Raw genomic sequence first — 18,214 nt, 5'->3', positions numbered from 1 at the left:
GCCCACAAGACAATCACGCCGGAGGCTTCATGAAGCGGTTGACGATCAAGACCTTGCTGATCGCCCTGGGGTGCGCAACTGTTGCCGCATTTGCCACCATATTTTTGCTTTTCTTTACCGAATTTCGCCACATAGGGCAGTCGATAAATACTATCGTCAATCAGGAAGAAGCCCTGCTCGCCCAGATGCAGGAAATGTACGCCCAGGGGCTTCAAACCGAGCAGGCCATGCGCAACATAGTGCTGAGCCCCGGTGATGGTACGGCCCAAAACAACTTTACCGCTGCCCACAACAAATTTCAGGCGGCCAACAAGGCAGCCCTTCAGCTTGCCCCGCCAGCCCTTGCAGAAGACCTCAATAAAATTGCCGCCCTGTGGGCAGAGGCGCACCCTCTGAAACTTGAGGTGATCAACCTTGCGCAGGGGGGCAACATCCAAGCCGCCACAGATCTGCTGACCACCAAGGAAACACAAAAATGGCGTGCCCTTAAAGATGCACTATTAAAGAACATTGAAGCCCAGAGTACAAAGTCCAAAAAAATTTATGCCGACTTTCAGGCAGGCGTAGACAAATCCATGGTTATGGGCATTGGCATTGCGCTGTTCATTTCCATAAGCATTGCCTGCCTTTTGCTCAAGGTGGCGCACATGATACTTGCTCCACTGAAGAACATTAAAATATTTGCCCAGGCCCAGGCCAAGGGCAACTTTGAGGGACAGATTGAAGGCGAATACTCTGGAGAGCTCAAGGATGTGGTTGATGCCCTGAGCCTCATGTCTTCCAAAATGAATGACTCGCTTGGGTATACAAGGGGAACCCTGAGCGCAATCGCCACGCCCTTTCTGGTTGTAACTGTAGACAGCAAGGTGCGACGCACAAACAAGGCCCTCACCGATCTGCTTCAAACCGATGTGGGCCCGGACGAAGCAAAGGACATGGACGTCAGCCTGTTTTTTTACGGCGAAAAAGGCCGTAAAACGGTTATTTCAGATGCCATGGAAACGCTCAAGCCCATTCAGATTGAGCGGGACATGGTGGCCAGAAAGGGTGCAAAACGCCATGTGCTCATTGCCGCCTCGCCCCTTTTTAACGAAATTACCAAGGAACTGGTGGGCGGCCTTTGCCTCTACACCGACATGACAGACCTGCGCGAGAAAGAAGTGCGAATTCTTGAACAAAACAATTCAGTGCTTGAGGCAGCCAAGGCCGCCGAGGGCATTATAAATGCCCTGCTCGACTGCTCGCAACGCCTGGCAGACATCATCCACCTAGCCGAAAAAGGCGCTGATGAGCAAAAAGAACATGCAGAGGCAACCGTGCGCGCCATGTCCGAAATGGGCGAGAGCATTCGCGGCGCTTCAGAAAGCGCCGACGGTGCAGCTGCCGAGGCCAACAACGCCGGCATACAGGCCGCCCAGGGGCAGACATCGGTAAGTCAGGTGGTAACCTCGGTAGAGTCGGTGCGGGTTCAGGCCATAAGCCTCAAGGACAGCATGAGCGAGCTGGGCCGACGTGCAGAAAGCATTGGCAACGTTATGAATGTTATTTCAGACATTGCAGACCAAACCAATCTGCTGGCGCTCAATGCCGCCATTGAAGCAGCCCGCGCGGGCGATGCCGGGCGCGGTTTTGCCGTGGTGGCCGACGAGGTGCGCAAACTGGCAGAAAAAACCATGGGCGCCACGCACGAAGTTGAAGAAGTGGTTACCAATATTCAGGTGGGAACCCGCAACAACGTGTTGCAGATGGATACGGCAGCCAGCACCATTGAAGAAACAACCGCCCTGGCCCAAAACTCTGGCGATGCTCTGGGAAAAATTGTTTCCATGGTGCAGGAAACCATTGGCCGGGTGCGCAGCATTGGCCAGGCGGTTGAATTGCAGATCAGCACATCCTCGCGTGTGGATGCCGCAGTGAGGGATATCAACAGCATTGCCACCACAACAGCAGAGGGCATGACAGAGGCTGCGCGCAGCGTAGACGAATTGCGCGGTCTGGCAGACAAGCTGCAACATGTTGTGGCAGGCATGAGAAAAAAATAGCGCTGCACCCGGCAAACCAATGCATTCCGCCCCCGAGTGGCCGCCCAGCCTGCTGCTGGATGGCACCCGGGGGCGGCCTGCATTTTGGGCATCGGCAAAAAAAGCCGCGCCAACTAGGGCGTGTTAATAGCCAGATTCTGCCCGGTTACGCCACAATAAACCAAAAAAAGTTCAACCCCTTCGCTGCCAGTGTAACCGTAGTGCGGTTTGTTGACCATTTCTGCCAAAAAGTCGCCCTGTTTGAGGTGCCGTTCCTGATTGTCTGTTTCGCTTTTTACCGTCAGGCTTCCACTGTGTACATAGGCGATGTTGGGCATGGGGTGGGTATGGCTGGCAAGTTTGGTATTGGGGGGAATAACGATTTTTACAATCTTGATGTCTGCATTGCCAGCCGGGTACGCGCCGTATTCTGTGCCATCCCACGAATGAGTGGCCTCAAACAATACCGTTTTGCTCACGCCCACCACGGGAGGTGTGGCAGCAAGGGCAAAACCCGGGCCAGCCTGACCATAGGTTTTGCCTCCGGCCCAAAAGCCTGCCGCAAAAACGGCCAGACCAACCAAGACGCTGAAAAACAGATTCCTTCTGAGCACGCAAACCTCCATATTTGACGGTGGCGTATTGCCAGCGCACACGAACATGATTTTTCAAACAGCATCACGGGCAGCATCACGGGCGACATCACGGGCAGCATCACGGGCTGTAAGCTGCCACAACACAGGCAAATATATGGTTTACTGCACCCTGCCGAGCTACAGGCAAGGTCTGCCCCACGCAGGTTTCCCCACAGGCTTACCTTTTCCGCGTGTTGCCCGCAAAGCTGCCCCTGCGCAGCCAGAGCAGAATGGTTGTAAACATCTGCTCCGGGTCAACCGGCTTGGCAATAAAATCATCCATGCCCGCCGCAAAGCAGCGCGCGCGGTCTTCATTAAAAGCATTGGCGGTCATGGCAATGATGGGCAGATCACGTGCAAGGGGCAGCTTTCTGATCTCGCGGGTTGCCTCCAGGCCGTCCATGTTGGGCATCTGCATATCCATCAAGATCATTGCGTATTTTCCGGGCCGCGCGGCCCCTACGGCGGCAAGAGCCTCCAGCCCATCGCGTGCAACGTCTATCTCAAGGCGCGCTTCTGCCAGGGTTTCGGTGGCAACCATCATATTGATTTCATTATCTTCAACCAGCAAAATACGGCTGCCAGAAAAACCCGCCACAATCTCCTGGCAGGCATTTTTAATCTGCTCCCTTACCCGCACAAGACTGCTGTCTTCAACCTTGTCAAAAACTGCCGTAAACCAAAAAGTGCTGCCCTGCCCCAGGGTGCTGCTGGCCCCGGCATGTCCCCCCATCAGCTGTGCCAGCTTTTGGGTAATGGCCAGCCCCAGCCCTGTGCCACCAAAACGCTTTGACATTAACGCGTCAACCTGTTCAAAGGGCGCGAACAAGCCGGGCAGTTTTTCCTCTGCGATGCCAATACCTGTATCAACCACCTCAAAAAGAAGCCTGATCTGCGAATCAGTTTCCTCTTCCTTATGGGTACGGATTGTAACGCTGCCCGATGGCGTAAACTTGATGGCATTGCCCACCAGATTGAGCAGGGCCTGCGTCACCCGCATGCTGTCCCCACTGATTGCGCAAGGCAAAGTGTCAGACTCTGCCCGCAGCTGTAAGCCCTTGGCAGAGGCGCCCTCGGCCATTATTGACAGCACATTGTCGGCAACGGTCCTCGCGTCCATGGGCTCGTTGACAATAATCAGCTTGCCAGCCTCGATCTTTGAGAAATCCAGAATGTCATTGATCAGGCGCAGCAAATGCCTGCCAGAGGTCTGAACCCGATCCAGCTTTTCTACGGTGTCATTGTCGTGCGCTCTTTTTCTCAAAAGATGGGCAAGCCCGATTATGGCATTGAGGGGCGTGCGTATCTCGTGGCTCATGTTGGTCACAAACGAGCTTTTGGCGGCGTTTGCTGCTTCTGCCTGGGCGCGGGCCATGTTCATCTCGGCCATGGCCTTTCGCTCGTTTGTAATGTCGTCGATAACGGACACAACCCCTTTGGAACGGTCGTGCGGGTCAACCGCTGTGCCAGTCATGCGCACCCAAACACGGCTGCCGTCACGGCGCACCAGTTCTTCTTCACGGCAGTGGATTTCGCCAGCCCATATCATGTCATAAGGAATTTTGCCCGCTTCTATGTAGGCATTTCTGTCTACATACCATATTTCAACCGATTTGCCGATCATCTCGCCCTGCGGCCAGCCAAATATCTCGTGCATTCTGCGGTTACCGCGAACAAACATGCGGTCGGCTATCAGGGCAATGCCAGAGCTGGCGCAATCAAATATGGTCTGCAACTCTGCCGTGCGCGTGGCCACCAGTTCTTCCAGCTGGTCATTCAGGGCTGCGGTGGCCAGCTCTGCCAGCTTGCGCCTGCGGTTCTGCATTGCCAGAGCAATGGAAAGGGCTGACAAAACAACAATGGCCACCAGGGCAATAATTACCGAACTACGGTAGTCGCTCCAGAGTGTTCGCGGACGATTTATAAAAATGGTGTTGGTGGGCAGCTTTGCCGGGTTGGCCCCCCAGCGTCGTAATTGCGCCCAGTCAAACAGGGGCTGCGGCGCTACAAGAGCATCGGCATTGTCTTTGCCAAGTGTGCGCTTGCCGGACAAAATCTCAAACCCAACCATCCCAAGTTGCCTGCCTACCGCTGCGGTGATTACCACAGAACCACCAACAAGCCCCTGGCGAACGTGGGCATCATACAGGGCCAACACCGGTGCACTGGCCTTTTTGGCAATTTCGGCCGCAACATCAGCCGGAACAAAATTGCGGCCTGTTATGTCCGCAAAGTAGGTTCCCAGCAGAACAAGCGAGTCTGCGGGCAGGGTTGCCACGCGCAAAAGCATCTCTTCGTATGGCAGGGCAGAGGTGTCTTCAATCTCAATATTTTTTGCCAGGGATGCAGCAGCGGCAGAGGACTGCTCATAAAAGGCTGCCTGTGCGCTGCCAGCACCACCAATGACGACCAGCCGCTTTGTACGCGGAAAAAGTTCCATGCCGTAATGGATTGTTCCGGGGGTATCCCAGCGGCTGATAATACTCAGAACTGGCCTGGCGGGCCCCTGCCACGCAATGGCGGGGTTGGAAACAAGTGTGGCAAGCACCGGAACATCAGCAGGCACTATGCTGTGCCCCTCTTGAGCAATAAACTCCAGAGCGGCCTGATTTTGGGTAATCACCAGCCCGATATCTGCCTGGGAAATTTTGTGCCGCAAAAGTTCGGCAAGCATTGTGCGCCACTGCGGGGTGTTGTTGCGCACAAGGTCGAGCATCTCTACATAAACATGGCTGAAACTGAGGCCTTTGTCTCTCAGAGCATCCACGGCAGAGGTGGTGAGCGTGTCCGAAACTGGCAACCCGTATTGGGCGCCAGAAAGCAGAAGCACGGCCTTGTGCTCTGCCCCGCCCTGCACGCCACGCTGTGCCGCGCTGTCGCCGTTTGCATGCACTGGCGAAAAAGCGGCTCCCGCAACCAGCAAAAATAGGGCGCAAAAAAGTGCGCTCAGCCGCATCGCAAAAATGCGCAGCGCTTGTAGGCGGGGCAACGCTTTTATCAGCGTTGCGACTAAGGCTGGTTGAAATCGCATCCGTTATGCCCCGGCACGGCAATAACCGTAAATGTGTAGCCGCCGTATGCGATCACCTGCCCATCATTGACCGGGGTGAAGGGCAAAGGTTCTGGCGAGGCATAGATTTTTCCTGGGTGCGATTGCAGCAGTTCTTCAAGCGCGCTGCCAGAAAAGCCGTGCTTCTCCAGCCCGCGCATCATGTTTGTCCAGGCGGCATCGTCCTCAATAAACCTGTTAATGTGGTTGCCGTCTTCGGCGCTGCAAAAAATCCGGGCTTCAGGCGTGCGCAGCACCGAGGTGAGGCCGTTGTGGTCGCTGTGCAGATGAGTGAGGAAAAAATCCAGTTTTTCCAACGGGGCATCCAGCTCTTGCAACGCACTGCGCAGGGCGTGTTCGCACTCGGCCATGTTGAAGCCATTGTCCACAAGCAGATGTCGATCATCGCCCTTGATCAGATAGGCGTTGAGCTGTTTGAGGGGATTGCCCGGCAAGGGCACTTCGATACGGAACAAACTGGGCAATTCTTCAAAAACCATGGGGCACCGCCTGCACGCTTGGGAGGAAATTACGTTGCTCGCCGTATAATTTCTGTTGCGTCCTGCGGCGGCTTTTGGCGAAACCGCCGCAGGACAGTTCCATGGCATTACGCTGACGGCCCTAACGCCCCGCCCAGCCAGCAGGGCATCCAGCACAAAGGCCGGGCCGTAGCCCTCAATAACTTTCTGGGCGTGGCCCACAAGAGCCGTACTGTCTTTGAGCAGACAAACCAGCCCCTGCAACAGCAGCAGATCTGTACCGGTGATGTTGCCCTTCTTGGGCATGCGCAACAGTGCAGACTGCACGATGTCAGCCACCGGGGCCACATGCGGCTCTACAAATGACAAGCCCGTGAGCTTGGCATGCAGGGTACGCAGCGGCGAGAGCGCCTTGTGGGTTACCTCCGTCTTGCCGTGATAAACCCTGCGCCATATATCGTCAGCCGACTTGGCCACCTCATCAAACAGGGTGCCGCCGAGGCCTTGCACCTCTTCCGCCAGACCGGCTTCCAGCACAGCGGTGTTGTCTGTGTGCTGTTCAAGCGGGGCCACCTTATACAACTGCCAGCGAAAATCCATGCGGGCGCGTACATAGTCAGGCCCCACAAGGGAGTTGCGAATAATTTCGCCCCACTGATGGTGCTTCTCAATCCATGCTTGTACATTTTGGTCATAGTTCGCCAGAAATGCCTTCTTTTCTTTCTGAAATTCGGTGCGGATGTTAAGCAGCTCCTGCACGATCTCGCCAGCCCTTTCTTCAGGTATGGCCCAGCCGGACATGAACCGTACCCCGTGCCGGTCAAGGTAGTTGAAGGCGCGAGCCTTGAGCGTGCCGAACACTTTGAGGTTTTCCGGGTCGGCAATGCGCTTGGAGCCCAAAGATGCCAGATCTTCAGGGGGCAGTTCTGCGCCGCCCAAGTCTTCTTGGCTCATTTTGCGTCGAGCTGACCACAGGCTGACGTTGAGGTTTAGGGCCAGCAAGTTGTCCAAAATGCGGATGTCAGAAACAAGTTGTGTCATTATAGCCTCCTAGAAAGAGCTTTTTGCAAGGTTGAGGGCGTAGCCTTGCGTGATCTTTTTTGTCGCGCGAGCTTCAAGTTCAAACACGGAATTGTTGCCAGCACAATTTTCAGCGGAGATAAAGTGTTGTTGCCCGACAGTGTCCGGCTTGCCCCACTTTAGCGTGAGGCCCACAGGGCTAGCCTCGCCGATCCAGAACTTGCCGTCCTGCTTTTTGCCGGAAAGGTTGTGAATTACCTGAAGATGAACGAGGGGCTTGCCCACCGTGGGTGTGTGGTGCAGATGGCCGCGCATGAAGCGTAGGGCTTGCTCGCCTTGCAGGATTTCAATTTCTGCCGTTACGGTTTGGGGGGATTCAACTTCCACCAGTTGTGGGAACATGCGCTGAGCCAGCTCGTGCAACATTGCGCGGGTTTCACGGCTAGCACGGAAGGCCAGAGCCCGGTCGAGGGCGTAGGTTACAGGCTGTACGCCCTGATGGGCCAGCGGCTGAAAGCGAACGGTCAGATCTCCCCAGCGCAGCAAACTGCGCGTGGAGAATGTTACTTCGATGGCGTTAGTAAGATTGCTGGTGGGATCCTCGCCCATGAACAGCTTGCGGACCTCATTGGCATAGTCCACCATGGTAGTGCACAGCGACTCGGGCAGCGATGGGAAGCGCCGGGCAAGTAGGCTCTTTTCCACATCAGCAGATGGATAGTCCACCTCGCAGATAGTGAAGCGGTCCAGCCATGCGAGATTTTGCCGCTGGGTGCCCTGGTAGAGGCCGGTGTCATCGCCACCCCCATTGGTATTGGCCGTGGCAACCAGACGGAACATGGGATGTGGCACAATCAGTTCGCCGCCGTTTTCCGCAATGCACAGGGGGGAGCCGTCCAGCACGCTGTTCAGGCCTGCTGCAATTTCAGGGGATGTCAGATCAATTTCGTTCAGCAAGATTATCGCCCCGTAACGCATGGCAAGCGCAAGCGGGCCGTACTCGAAGGTCATGCTGCCATTTTTTACTGTCAGGTGACCAACCAGGTCGGCAAACTCCAGCCGCCCGTGCCCAGTAACCTCAAAGACGGGGTAGTTAAGCCTGGCTGCCAGCTGCTTGATGCATGTTGTTTTACCACAGCCAGTAGGGCCGAATACGTACAACGGTTCCTGTGCGTTGAGAAACCAGACCACAACATCGCGGCTTGACTCATGGAAGATATAGTCGTGGTCAATGACCGGGGTGTAGGCCGAAGGAACGGCGTATCCTTTGACCGTGGTGCCGGAGGGCTTGCCGCTGAAAACCTGCCCGGCATCAAGGTCGGTGGGTTGCAGGTTACTAAGTCCTTCGATCAAATTTGTATTCATAATTGCTGCTCCTTAGATGCAGAAAAAGCCCGGCTCCTTTTAAGGGAACCGGGCTCTTCGAAATATGGTATCAGTCTGGCTAGGATGGTTTTTTGTGTAATTATAGGGAATTGTCTGGCAGGTGAACTTCTGCGCCCTCAGACACCGAGACGGTTTCCGTATGACCATCAGGATAACGCAGGGTGTATTGCCCTTTTTCATCCAGATAGTTCAGTGGAATGCCTTTTTTAAGCTCAAATTCAAGAATAACATGCTGATTTTCAATGGCAGTTGCAACCAGCTCTTCAAGGGCAAGTGGCATAATGTCTCCGTTGCACTGCTGACAATTTGCCTATCAGGAAGCAGTGTTCTCCTTATGGCACTATTCGTCAGAGGGCATACGTCGTAGGGCTTGTCGATATGCCTCAAGGCGTTCACGCTTGCCAATGGAGATGACCGTTACAAAGAGAATGTCATCATTCACCTTGTACACCAGGCGATACCCAATGGAGCGCAATTTGATCTTGTAGCAATCACGCATGCCAGACAGGGCAGATGAGGGAACTCTCGGCTGTTGTAAACGTTCTACAAGTTTCTTTTTAAACTGTTCTCTGATGCTGGCATCAAGCTTTTTCCATTCTTTCAGTGCTAGCTCATGAAACTGTAGACTATAGCTCATCAAGCGTTACCTTGACAAAAGGGCCATCTTCGCGTTTTTCAACAATCTTTCTGTCTTCAAGATCTTCGAGAATTCCGAGGATTTCTTCGTAGTGCTTTGCGGACAAAAGGTAGGCTTCTGGCTTGTTATGGTTCAAAACTGCCACCGGCGCATCCTTGGCAGTTGCCAGGACATTCGCAAAGTTCCGTTTGAGTTCTGTGACGCTAACGGTGATATTGGAGTGTATGGAATCCATGAAATCCTCCAAGTTGGATAAATTCGATATCTTTTATGGCATCAAATTTGACATCAGTCAATAAGACTCAGTCCGCTGCAATTTCCCGGGCAATTCGCACCCGTTGCGGATTGCCCTGATAACTACCGCGAGTTTCAATGTCGTCATAATCTTCGCCAATACGGATGAACAGGAAGTCTTCGTGGGGCAAATTGTCCATGAACTTGCCAACAAAGGCGATTTCATCAAAATCATCATACCACTTTTCCCCTTCCCACAGAAAGACAACGGAGCCTGAGCCTTCATCGATTTTGTTGGGTTTGCCACCGATGAGCATTTTGATTGCTGCAAAGTTGTCGGGATTGTTCTTTTCTGCCTCTGCAAGAGCTGTTTTTAACCGATTCATGCCATTTTTTGTCAGGCACAGGGCCACGTCAGAATAATATCCCATGTAGATCTCCCGAAGTTCAGTTTATGGGCGAAATGCTCAATTTTTCAAAAGGTGAGCCCGTACGCTCACAGCGGGCCAGCAAGGTATCCACGTCGGTGTCGCCCAGATGCTCCGCATGAAAAATCTCGGTCAACTCCTCCCGCAGAGCATCCTTGTCCAAAGTGGTGCGGCCTGCTGCCACTGACATGCGAAAGCGGTAGTTTCCCGTGTCTACCCAATCCCGTGTGCCAGCCTGGCGGTGAACAAGCTTGAGCACAGTTTCCATCTCTTTTATTTCGCTATCTAAAGCGGTGCGCTGCTCCTTGAGCGCAGCCAGCCTTTCCAGGGCTGGTTCCCATTGGGGCATTTGCACGCCCTGCGGAAATTTGGGGCAGTCTCCGTTATGTTCGCAGTATGAGCACAATGGGTAAAAGCCTTGAGCGCAATCCACCTGTGCCAGGGTTATGTGCCCGGCGCGAAATGCTGCAAGCTCGCCCCAAAGCTGTGCCGCATGGTCAAGGGCCGTATCAAGCATGGCCTGGTTGAAGCCATAGGGGCCAAACGCCTTTACTTCCTTCATGGAGAGGCAGAGCAACCATGCTTCCATACTTGCCTCAGCAGCAGTTGAAGGCATCTCAAGGCTAAATTGGGCACGGCAAAGTTGAGGGAAGGTCATCTTCTCATGCAGAAGCGTACCGTCCTCAGCACGGTAACTGAAGACGGGTTTGTTCCAAGCTTTTGTCAGAAGACCGATTTGGCCATGCAATTGCAGAAGATGAGAATCATGCGGCGAAGCTGGCAGTTTGTCTGTGCTTTTCACTTCCAGAATGCGTATGGCATTGACCGGTGCGCCCCAGACCAGCACAAAATCAAGATGAGCTTTGATGGGCACGCCCTGATGTTGCCAGGTGATCTCAAGCTGGGGCAGTACATGGAGGCCCAGTGATTCGAGAGCTTGCCCAACCCCAGATTCGAACCAGTGCCCGCGTTGCAAAGTAAGCAGGCGCTCTAGGCTGTTCGCGGTGGGCAACACCTTTTTTGCCAGCGCAGCCCGTGGGCATTCCCAGTGCTGACCGATGTCGCTCATACCCACATATCTGGAACGGTCGCCCAAATGGGCAAGTGTGTCGTTGTGGGCTACGGCTTGCAGCCCCTGTCTGATTAACGCCCTCAATCCTTCCGTGCGGTCCTTCTGCTCCATGGGGTAGTCTCCATAAAAGCGAAAGGGCCGCCATCAGGCAGCCCTTTCTCTCGGTATTTTGATTTTCATTATGCGGCATCAACATACTTCCACCACAATTTTCTCTGCGGGTTCCAACGGAAGCCCGAACCGGTCAGTAATTCCTTTTTGGCCTGCGTGTTGCCCGTGGCAATGATGCAAGGCCGTCCGTCCTGGGCTGTAACTTGCTGGTAGGTGACGCCATCTAACGGTGGGAGATTTTCAAGGCTTGCTGACGGGCGATTTGAGGGGGCTGAAATGTTGTTTGTGGTGGATGCTTCGCGTTGACGCGTTTTTTGCGATTCAGGGGGGATTACGGACAATTTAGGCCGTGCAGGTGCTTTTTTGCCATTTTTTGCACCTTCACCATCGTCATCTTCAGTTACCATGCCCAACATGGCAGTTAGAGCGTAGCGCCGGGCGTATGTTATTGCCGATCCCATGCCCTGCGGGTCGGCCTTGGGCAGAGGAACTACGGCCAAAGAACTTTGCCACTGGCCAGACTCTGCATGCGTCAGCTTGGTAACCAGCCCTAAGGCGTTGGGCTGCTCCACAGGTACAGGGTACTGGCACAGCCAGATGCCGTTTTCGATAAGCGCATCTCGGCATGCGTCCATTACGCTGTTAAGGCTGGCGTACCAGCTCTTGGTGAAGGGGTTCTCAGCATCTTTTGTAGCAGGTTGCACAGTTCGCTGTACGTTTAACAGGGCCTTAGCCAAATCGGTGATGTTTTCAGACTGATATGCGTTCATGAGAAAGATCCTGGGGTTAAGCTATACGAATTTCATGTGCTAACTAGTGCTGAAAGGCGTTTTAGAGACTATCTTCCTTCTCTTCACTAAAATGATATATTTTTTATGTGCGATGAAAGACATCTTAACTACCCAAAAGTACATGAAAAGTATCTGTTTGACGGAAATTGAATTCATTTTGTCTGGGAGAGTCTGGCATTTAGTCATTGACAATGATATATCTATAGCTAAAATTGATACATGAATAACACAAAATGGCTCTTCTTCTCGTTTTCAGTTCCGTCCAGACTTCAGGGGTTTCGCGTCAAAATTTGGCGCAGACTCAATGCCTTGGGCGCTGTGCAGATCAAAAATTCCATCTATGTGCTGCCCGCTAACGAGCAAACGCAGGAGCATTTAACATGGATGGGCAAGGAAACTGACGAACAGGGCGGCGAGTCGCTGATTATTGCCAACGGCAGCCTGCTGAATATTTCGGATTCGCAAATCGCTGCCGCTTTCACCAGAGCTCGCGACGAAGACTATCTTGCCCTTGGTGAAGAAATACGGGCAGCGGTGGCAGAAGCCGATTCGCAAGAACGGCCTGCCGCGCTGCGCAAGCTTGAAAAACGCCTGGAGGTCGTACGGGCCATTGATTTTTTCCCGAGCGGCAAGGGAGAGAACCTACAAAAAATGCTTGATGAAGCGCAGCACCCCCCGGTTGAGGGGCATCCCGTTATTCCGCTGGTAGAGGCAGCGCGTTATCGCCAAAAAACATGGGTAACCCGCGCAAATCCCTATGTGGACAGACTTGCATCATTTTGGCTGGTCAAACGATTCATTGATCCCGCCGCCAACATCAGGTTTCTGCAAGATGCGGATGCTGTTCCCAGCGGGTCAGACATTGTTTCTTTTGATATGGCTCATGCCGACTTTACGCATGTTGGTGGGCTTATCACCTTTGAGGTTATTGCCGAGGCCTTTGCCCTGACTACGCGTATTCCTCTAAAAATGAGGGAAGTTATAAAAGCTATTGACCTTGAAGATCTGGATGCCGCCCCGGTTGAAACCCCCGGCGTATGGCGCATGCTGGACGGGCTGGTAGCCGCCAATAGTGATGACCATGCCCGCATTGAGCAGGCCTTTGTTTTTTTTGACACCCTGCTTGCCTCATACACACCCCAAATATCCACAGGAAAGTAAAATGAAAGATACAGCCATTCATGTAGCTCAGCTTATGGCCGCCTCTGCCCGCACCGCACCCAAGGCTGGCGGCAAGGATTTTTTGGAAATTGGCGTAATTTGCAGTGATGAAGACCTGCAAAAAATTGCGCAGTGCATGAAGGACTACGCCCCCAAAAGCACCAACGAGGCCTTTTGGCTGCGTGATGCCGCAAATATAGAAAAATGCCAGGCGCTGCTGCTGGTGGGTTTGAAAAACAGCGCGTGCGGTGGCTACGACTGCGGGGCATGCGGCTTTCCCACCTGCGCGGAATTTGTGAAAAAACGGCAGCTTGTCGAAAAAGAGATGGGCTACTCTGGCCCCTATTGCGCCCTGCGCATGATGGACGTGGGCGCAGCCCTGGTGTCCGCGGCCAAAACAGCCAGCCTGCTCAATCTTGATAACCGCATACAGCAGCGGGTGGGGGCAGCGGCAAAGCATCTGGGTCTTATTGATGCCGAGGTTGTCATGGGCATACCCGTGGGATTTTACGGCAAGTCCATTTTCTTTGATCGTTCTGCACCCAAACATTAGGCAATAATTACGGGTGGTGTTCATGATACCACCCAGTCGAGGCATGTATGCGAGATTTCAACAACCTGTGTACCGTGGGTTTTCTTGCCCGTTTTTCGTATGCCCTGGCCAGAAATCCGGTGCTGCCTCTCTTTGCTCTCTTTTTGGGGGCAGGGCCTGAGGCGGTGGGACTGGCAGTGGGTATTTCCACAGTTACTGGCATATTGTTCAAGCTGCCCGCTGGCGCACTTTCAGATGTGGTGGGCAGAAGGCACACCATGCTAGCCGGGTTGGTAGTGTTCGGGCTGATGCCCTTTGCCTATTTTTTTATTGATTCGTACCGGGCGCTGATGCTTGTGCGTTTTCTGCACGGTTTGGCAACCGCCATCTACGGCCCCGTGGCCATGGCCGTGGTGGCCGAAGTTGCCGGGGCGCGCCGGGGCGAGCTGCTCTCGTGGTTTTCTTCGGTAGGGATTATTGGAACCCTGCTGGGTGCGCCCATTGGTGGCTTGGTGCTTGATGTGAGCGCCAGCGGCGGGCCGGTGCTGTGGCAGTTCCGCATGGTTTTTGCCCTCAGCGCTGTTTCGGGTATGGCGGCTCTGCTGCTTGGCCTCAAAACACTGGGTGTAGATGCACCGCCCGAAACCGGGCATGCGGCAGGCTCTGGCTTGCAGCGCTTTCGGCAGGGCATTGGCCAGGTGCTCTCAGACAGGCGGCTGGTTACAGTCTCTGCCGTTGAGGGTGTGCAAAATATGGGTATGGGCGCGCTAGAGGCCTTTTTGCCCATCTATGCGGTAACTGTGGTGGGCTTGTCAGAATTTCAGGCAGGGCTGCTGTGGGGTGCGCAGATATTTGTAACCATGCTCAGCAAGCCCCTGCTGGGTAGGATGTCGGACTCACGCGGCAGACGTGGCTTGATTGTGGTCGGTTTGGTCCTGTGCGGCGGAGCGCTTGCGTCAATTCCTTTTTTGCATGCATTTTTGCCCCTGCTGGCGGCCAGCCTTGTGTTTGGCATGGGTGAGGCTCTGGTAACGTCATCATCTGCCGCTCTGGTGGTAGATATGTGCCGTGATCGCCAGTTTGGCTCGGCCATGGGCGCGTTTGGAACCATCTTTGATATCGGGCACGCATCGGGCCCCATCTGCGCGGGTCTGCTCATTGGCTGGGGCGGGTATCAAGTGAGTTTCCCTTTGCTGGCAGTAGCAATGATTATAGCGATTCCCCTTTTCTTGAAAAATGTTCCCCGGGAAGACTGAAGCATATCCTTTTGAGGCTTGCGTAGAGTCGGGAGGCGTGCTTCTGTATACATAATCCGCTTAATTAAAGAGGCGGGGCAATACGGGAAACAGGGAGAACACTTATGAGTTTGTTCGGCTTTCTGAAAAAGAAGAATGCCTGCCAACTGTTGGCGAACCCTGACGACTCGGTTTCGCAGAAGTACAGGCATTTTCGTGAGATGCTTTCGAAGAATGACGCCATATTGGACGGGCTGGCCGCTCTTGAACAGACGTATTATGGAGGCGAGCCTTTCACCATAGATGCGGCCAGGCGCACTTGCCTGAGCATAGGCGAAGATACTTTTTGCATGGTCAAGTCGCTGAATGAGCTGTCGCAACAACGCCATCAGGGATTGTATCAGGCTTTTGATCGAGTGCTGAAGTTGGCCCTGAAAAAACTGGAGGCCAAAGCTATTGTGCAGGACGGGTCGCTTGTGCTTTCGCTTTCTGCAATAAATAAGCAAATGGGCTGGGCTGCCGACGCACGCCCTGGACATGCAAACCCTGCTGCCATGTTTAACCGATCACATGAAATAGCCGAACTGGAATCCCTGCTCGGCGGCAAAGCTTCTAAACTTGCCCAAATCCGCAATGTTGTTGGCCTGCCAACGCCAGACGGGTTTGTGCTGACCACCGCCGCCTTTCAACGCTTTATGCAAGGTTCCGGGCTGGCCAGTTGGATCGCAGAAGAGTTGGCTCCCATTACCCCCTTCGACCTGCCAGATTTGGAAAGACGTTCGCTACGAATCCGTAACGCTGTGCTGCAAGCTTCATTTCCTGATGAAATAACCCGTGAGTTGACAACGGCTTTGCAGCAGCTGGTCGCCACCAGCAGGCAGGGCGTTTTGCTCGCGGTTCGATCAAGTGCGGTAGGTGAAGATGGCGCTGCCAGCTTTGCCGGACAGTATGAATCGGTGCTCGATGTTGCCCCGGAATATCTGGCGGCTGCCTGCCGTCAGGTCTTCGCCAGCAAGTACACGCCTCGCGCCATTCTTTATCGTCTGCGGCACGGTTTTGACGATGCAGATGTGCCCATGGCCGCTCTGGTGCTGACTATGGTGCAGAGCAAGACCAGCGGGGTACTGTATACGGTTGATCCTGCAAGCAGAGGCACAGGCTCCATGCGCCTCGACGCGGTGGAGGGTTTGGGTGAAAAACTGGTGTCGGGCGAAGCGCTTCCTTCGGTGTACCTCCTTTCGCGTGAACAACCAGCGATTTTTGCTCGTCCGGAAAGCCCACTCCTGACCGACTCCCAGATACTCGATCTGGGTAAGACGGGTCTACGCCTTGAAGAATATTTTGGAGCGCCCCAGGACGTTGAATGGTGCATTGATGCCGAAGGCCAACTGTTTGTGGTTCAATCCAGGCCGCTTGGTACTAATGACGATGCAACCGTTTTGGCCCAGCCAGAGCTTTCAGAGGAGGAACGGGCGAGTTTACAGATCATTGTGACTGGCGGTGTAGCGGCAAGCCCTGGCGCAGCCTGCGGAGAAATTGTTGTCGTTGAGGGCACCATTCCAGAATCTATCCCGGAAGGGTGCATACTCGCAGCCAGAAATGCTGCCCCGGAGTTGGCGGCGCTCATGGACCGGGCTGGTGGTATCATTACAGCCATGGGAGGTGCTGCAAGTCACTTGGCTTCGGTCGCTCGTGAAATGGGAATACCCGCCCTGTTTGGGGTTTCAGGATGCCCGCATGTTTTCTCACCGGGGCAGGTTGTGACCTTGGATGCTTCGGGCACACGCGTGTTGCAGGGCCGGGTGGAATCCCTCCTGTTCGCTTCCAAAACGTGGTCGTCCCTTGTGGACAGCCCGATGCACCGCCGCCTTCGTGCTGCGCTGGACCATATTTCTCCATTGACTCTGACCGACCCCCAAGCCGCCAATTTTGTGCCGGAAGGTTGCGAAACTCTTCATGACATCGTGCGCTTTACTCATGAAAAGGCCATGCGGGAGATGTTCGGCATGAGTGAGGACGCGGAAGACGCGCCCAATGTCGTCCACCTCAAGGCCCAGATTCCGCTGACACTCTATTGCGTGGATCTGGGCGGTGGTCTGCGCGAATTTCTGACCACCTGCGACGATGTCACCCCCGAAGACCTGCGCAGCACCCCCATGTGCGCCATCTGGCGCGGATTTACCCATCCCGGCATCACATGGTCGGGAGCAATCGCCTTCGACGCCAGGAGCTTCATGACCCTCATGGCTTCTTCCGCCACTTCAGACGTTGGTGGAAGAACACCCGGAGGTGACTCATACGCCCTGCTTGGAGCCGAATACATGAATCTCTCTGCCAGGTTCGGCTACCATTTCGCCAACATCGACGCCTTCTGCGGCGAAACTGCATCCCAGAACCATATCAAGCTCCGCTTCGCAGGCGGTGTGGGGACGTTTTCTGGAAAATGTCTGCGGGTGACCTTTTTGGCCAAAGTTTTGGCCCGGTTGGGCTTCACGGTGGAAACGTCGGGGGATGTGCTTGATGCTTCCCTGAAGGGAGCGCCACTCAAAGAGACAGAAGAGGCACTCGACCAGCTGGGCCGCCTGATGGCTGTGAGCCGCCTTCTGGACATGGCCATAACCGGATCGGCTGAAATAGAAGCCATGGCCGAGGGGTTCTTCAAGGGCGACTATGACCTGCTCGCCAAACGTCAGAAGAATCCACTTCCGGAGTTCCATCTGGCGGTAGGCGACTGGGAGTGTGTTGAAGACGATACGGGGGCCAGGGTAGCCCGGCAGGACGGAGCTCGATGGGCCACTGGCCTGTCAAAAAGTTTCACCTCATTCATGGGCAGACTCTCGGGGCGGCGTTATCAGCGTTTTCTGGATAACGTCGAAGCATACTTCTACTTTCCTCTCGCCGTGGCCAAAGGATCGGAGATGGGGGACGGACGGGTCAGCCTTATGGTGAAGCCCGCTGCAGGCTCCATTGATCAAGCCGGAGGGCTGGCCTTCGCTGTCCGCACGGCAGGCACATATCTGGTGCTTAGGATCAACGCCCTGGAGGACAATCTGATTCTCTTCGCCTTCAAGGATGGACGCCGGAGCGAACTTGCCAGTGCCCATGTACCCGTGGAGTGCGGACAGTGGCGGGAACTGGCGGTGGAAGTGCGGGGCAACACGGTCACCGGCTTTGTGGATGGCACTCCCTATATCGTCCACGACTTTGATTGCGCTCCCAAGGGCCTGGTGGGCGTGTGGTCCAAGGCAGATTCCGTGGTGGAGTTCTCTGAATTGTGCCGCTCCGACGGGCAGTCGGAACGTGTGTTCCTTTCTCGGTCTACAAGAGAGATTGAACTGGCAGGCGCATGAGCAAGAAAATGCTACGATGATTATGCCTTGCATCAGGCTGTTTCAGGAAGAATTTGATAGTGGTCGAAAATCG

Annotated in this window: 14 protein-coding genes and 1 pseudogene; 5 read left to right on the top strand and 10 right to left on the bottom strand. The window is 54.4% G+C overall.

Annotation, left to right across the window (positions count from 1 at the left end):
• The first annotated feature begins 29 nt into the window (after positions 1–29).
• Positions 30–2,042: a methyl-accepting chemotaxis protein gene (locus tag ACE3NW_RS09705; RefSeq protein WP_374282838.1), complete on the top strand. Its 2,013-nt coding sequence runs from the start codon at positions 30–32 to the stop codon at positions 2,040–2,042.
• A gap of 113 nt (positions 2,043–2,155) precedes the next feature.
• Here ACE3NW_RS09705 and ACE3NW_RS09700 read toward each other — a convergent pair whose 3' ends face one another.
• From ACE3NW_RS09700 to ACE3NW_RS09655, 10 genes and pseudogenes are all read right to left on the bottom strand, one after another.
• Positions 2,156–2,635 (bottom strand): cupin domain-containing protein, encoded by a 480-nt coding sequence (locus ACE3NW_RS09700; protein ID WP_374282836.1) that lies wholly within the window; start codon positions 2,633–2,635, stop codon positions 2,156–2,158.
• A 199-nt stretch (positions 2,636–2,834) separates the two neighbouring features.
• Complete coding sequence (locus ACE3NW_RS09695) at positions 2,835–5,549, bottom strand: response regulator (RefSeq protein WP_374282834.1); 2,715 nt, start codon at positions 5,547–5,549, stop codon at positions 2,835–2,837.
• Between the two features lie 116 nt (positions 5,550–5,665).
• On the bottom strand, positions 5,666–7,225 hold the full coding sequence (locus tag ACE3NW_RS09690) for a DUF3150 domain-containing protein (RefSeq protein WP_374282831.1): 1,560 nt from the start codon (positions 7,223–7,225) through the stop codon (positions 5,666–5,668).
• Between the two features lie 369 nt (positions 7,226–7,594).
• A pseudogene (locus tag ACE3NW_RS09685) lies at positions 7,595–8,569 on the bottom strand (AAA family ATPase); the annotation flags it as partial.
• A gap of 100 nt (positions 8,570–8,669) precedes the next feature.
• Complete coding sequence (locus ACE3NW_RS09680; protein WP_374282828.1) at positions 8,670–8,870, bottom strand: hypothetical protein; 201 nt, start codon at positions 8,868–8,870, stop codon at positions 8,670–8,672.
• Positions 8,871–8,930: 60 nt separating this feature from the next.
• The gene (locus tag ACE3NW_RS09675; RefSeq protein ID WP_374282826.1) at positions 8,931–9,227 is read right to left on the bottom strand and encodes a type II toxin-antitoxin system RelE/ParE family toxin; all 297 of its coding nucleotides are present in this window, start codon (positions 9,225–9,227) and stop codon (positions 8,931–8,933) included.
• On the bottom strand, positions 9,217–9,462 hold the full coding sequence (locus ACE3NW_RS09670) for a type II toxin-antitoxin system Phd/YefM family antitoxin (RefSeq protein WP_374282824.1): 246 nt from the start codon (positions 9,460–9,462) through the stop codon (positions 9,217–9,219). The genes ACE3NW_RS09675 and ACE3NW_RS09670 overlap by 11 nt, the downstream gene beginning before the upstream one ends.
• Before the next feature lie 67 nt (positions 9,463–9,529).
• A complete protein-coding gene (locus tag ACE3NW_RS09665) occupies positions 9,530–9,892 on the bottom strand; it encodes a hypothetical protein (RefSeq protein ID WP_374282822.1) in 363 nt (120 codons plus the stop codon).
• Positions 9,893–9,908: 16 nt separating this feature from the next.
• On the bottom strand, positions 9,909–11,072 hold the full coding sequence (locus tag ACE3NW_RS09660; protein ID WP_374282820.1) for a hypothetical protein: 1,164 nt from the start codon (positions 11,070–11,072) through the stop codon (positions 9,909–9,911).
• A gap of 68 nt (positions 11,073–11,140) precedes the next feature.
• A complete protein-coding gene (locus ACE3NW_RS09655; protein WP_374282818.1) occupies positions 11,141–11,842 on the bottom strand; it encodes an ERF family protein in 702 nt (233 codons plus the stop codon).
• A gap of 240 nt (positions 11,843–12,082) precedes the next feature.
• Here ACE3NW_RS09655 and ACE3NW_RS09650 point away from each other — a divergent pair, with 240 nt between their 5' ends.
• The 4 genes from ACE3NW_RS09650 (at position 12,083) to ACE3NW_RS09635 (ending at position 18,141) form a co-directional block, all read left to right on the top strand.
• Positions 12,083–13,024 carry a chromate resistance protein ChrB domain-containing protein gene (locus ACE3NW_RS09650; RefSeq protein WP_374282815.1) on the top strand — a complete coding sequence of 314 codons (942 nt, stop codon included), beginning with the start codon at positions 12,083–12,085 and terminating at the stop codon, positions 13,022–13,024.
• 1 nt (position 13,025) lies between these two features.
• Positions 13,026–13,577 carry a ferredoxin domain-containing protein gene (locus ACE3NW_RS09645; protein ID WP_374282813.1) on the top strand — a complete coding sequence of 184 codons (552 nt, stop codon included), beginning with the start codon at positions 13,026–13,028 and terminating at the stop codon, positions 13,575–13,577.
• Between the two features lie 47 nt (positions 13,578–13,624).
• Positions 13,625–14,812 (top strand): MFS transporter, encoded by a 1,188-nt coding sequence (locus ACE3NW_RS09640; RefSeq protein WP_374282811.1) that lies wholly within the window; start codon positions 13,625–13,627, stop codon positions 14,810–14,812.
• 104 nt (positions 14,813–14,916) lie between these two features.
• Positions 14,917–18,141 (top strand): PEP/pyruvate-binding domain-containing protein, encoded by a 3,225-nt coding sequence (locus ACE3NW_RS09635; RefSeq protein WP_374282809.1) that lies wholly within the window; start codon positions 14,917–14,919, stop codon positions 18,139–18,141.
• Positions 18,142–18,214 lie beyond the last annotated feature (73 nt).

Source organism: Desulfovibrio sp. (genome assembly GCF_041907885.1).
Lineage (GTDB): Bacteria > Desulfobacterota > Desulfovibrionia > Desulfovibrionales > Desulfovibrionaceae > Desulfovibrio.
The sequence above is the reverse complement of the archived record's forward strand: the minus strand, read 5'-3'. Positions and strand labels throughout refer to the sequence as shown.

Bases quoted from the DNA above. Each gene is read 5' to 3' on its own strand.
- ACE3NW_RS09705 (WP_374282838.1), top strand. From the start codon at position 30: ATGAAGCGGTTGACGATCAAGACCTTGCTGATCGCCCTGGGGTGCGCA.
- ACE3NW_RS09690 (WP_374282831.1), bottom strand. From the start codon at position 7,225: ATGACACAACTTGTTTCTGACATCCGCATTTTGGACAACTTGCTGGCC.
- ACE3NW_RS09680 (WP_374282828.1), bottom strand. From the start codon at position 8,870: ATGCCACTTGCCCTTGAAGAGCTGGTTGCAACTGCCATTGAAAATCAG.
- ACE3NW_RS09675 (WP_374282826.1), bottom strand. From the start codon at position 9,227: ATGAGCTATAGTCTACAGTTTCATGAGCTAGCACTGAAAGAATGGAAA.
- ACE3NW_RS09670 (WP_374282824.1), bottom strand. From the start codon at position 9,462: ATGGATTCCATACACTCCAATATCACCGTTAGCGTCACAGAACTCAAA.
- ACE3NW_RS09665 (WP_374282822.1), bottom strand. From the start codon at position 9,892: ATGGGATATTATTCTGACGTGGCCCTGTGCCTGACAAAAAATGGCATG.
- ACE3NW_RS09660 (WP_374282820.1), bottom strand. From the start codon at position 11,072: ATGGAGCAGAAGGACCGCACGGAAGGATTGAGGGCGTTAATCAGACAG.
- ACE3NW_RS09655 (WP_374282818.1), bottom strand. From the start codon at position 11,842: ATGAACGCATATCAGTCTGAAAACATCACCGATTTGGCTAAGGCCCTG.
- ACE3NW_RS09650 (WP_374282815.1), top strand. From the start codon at position 12,083: ATGAATAACACAAAATGGCTCTTCTTCTCGTTTTCAGTTCCGTCCAGA.
- ACE3NW_RS09645 (WP_374282813.1), top strand. From the start codon at position 13,026: ATGAAAGATACAGCCATTCATGTAGCTCAGCTTATGGCCGCCTCTGCC.
- ACE3NW_RS09640 (WP_374282811.1), top strand. From the start codon at position 13,625: ATGCGAGATTTCAACAACCTGTGTACCGTGGGTTTTCTTGCCCGTTTT.
- ACE3NW_RS09635 (WP_374282809.1), top strand. From the start codon at position 14,917: ATGAGTTTGTTCGGCTTTCTGAAAAAGAAGAATGCCTGCCAACTGTTG.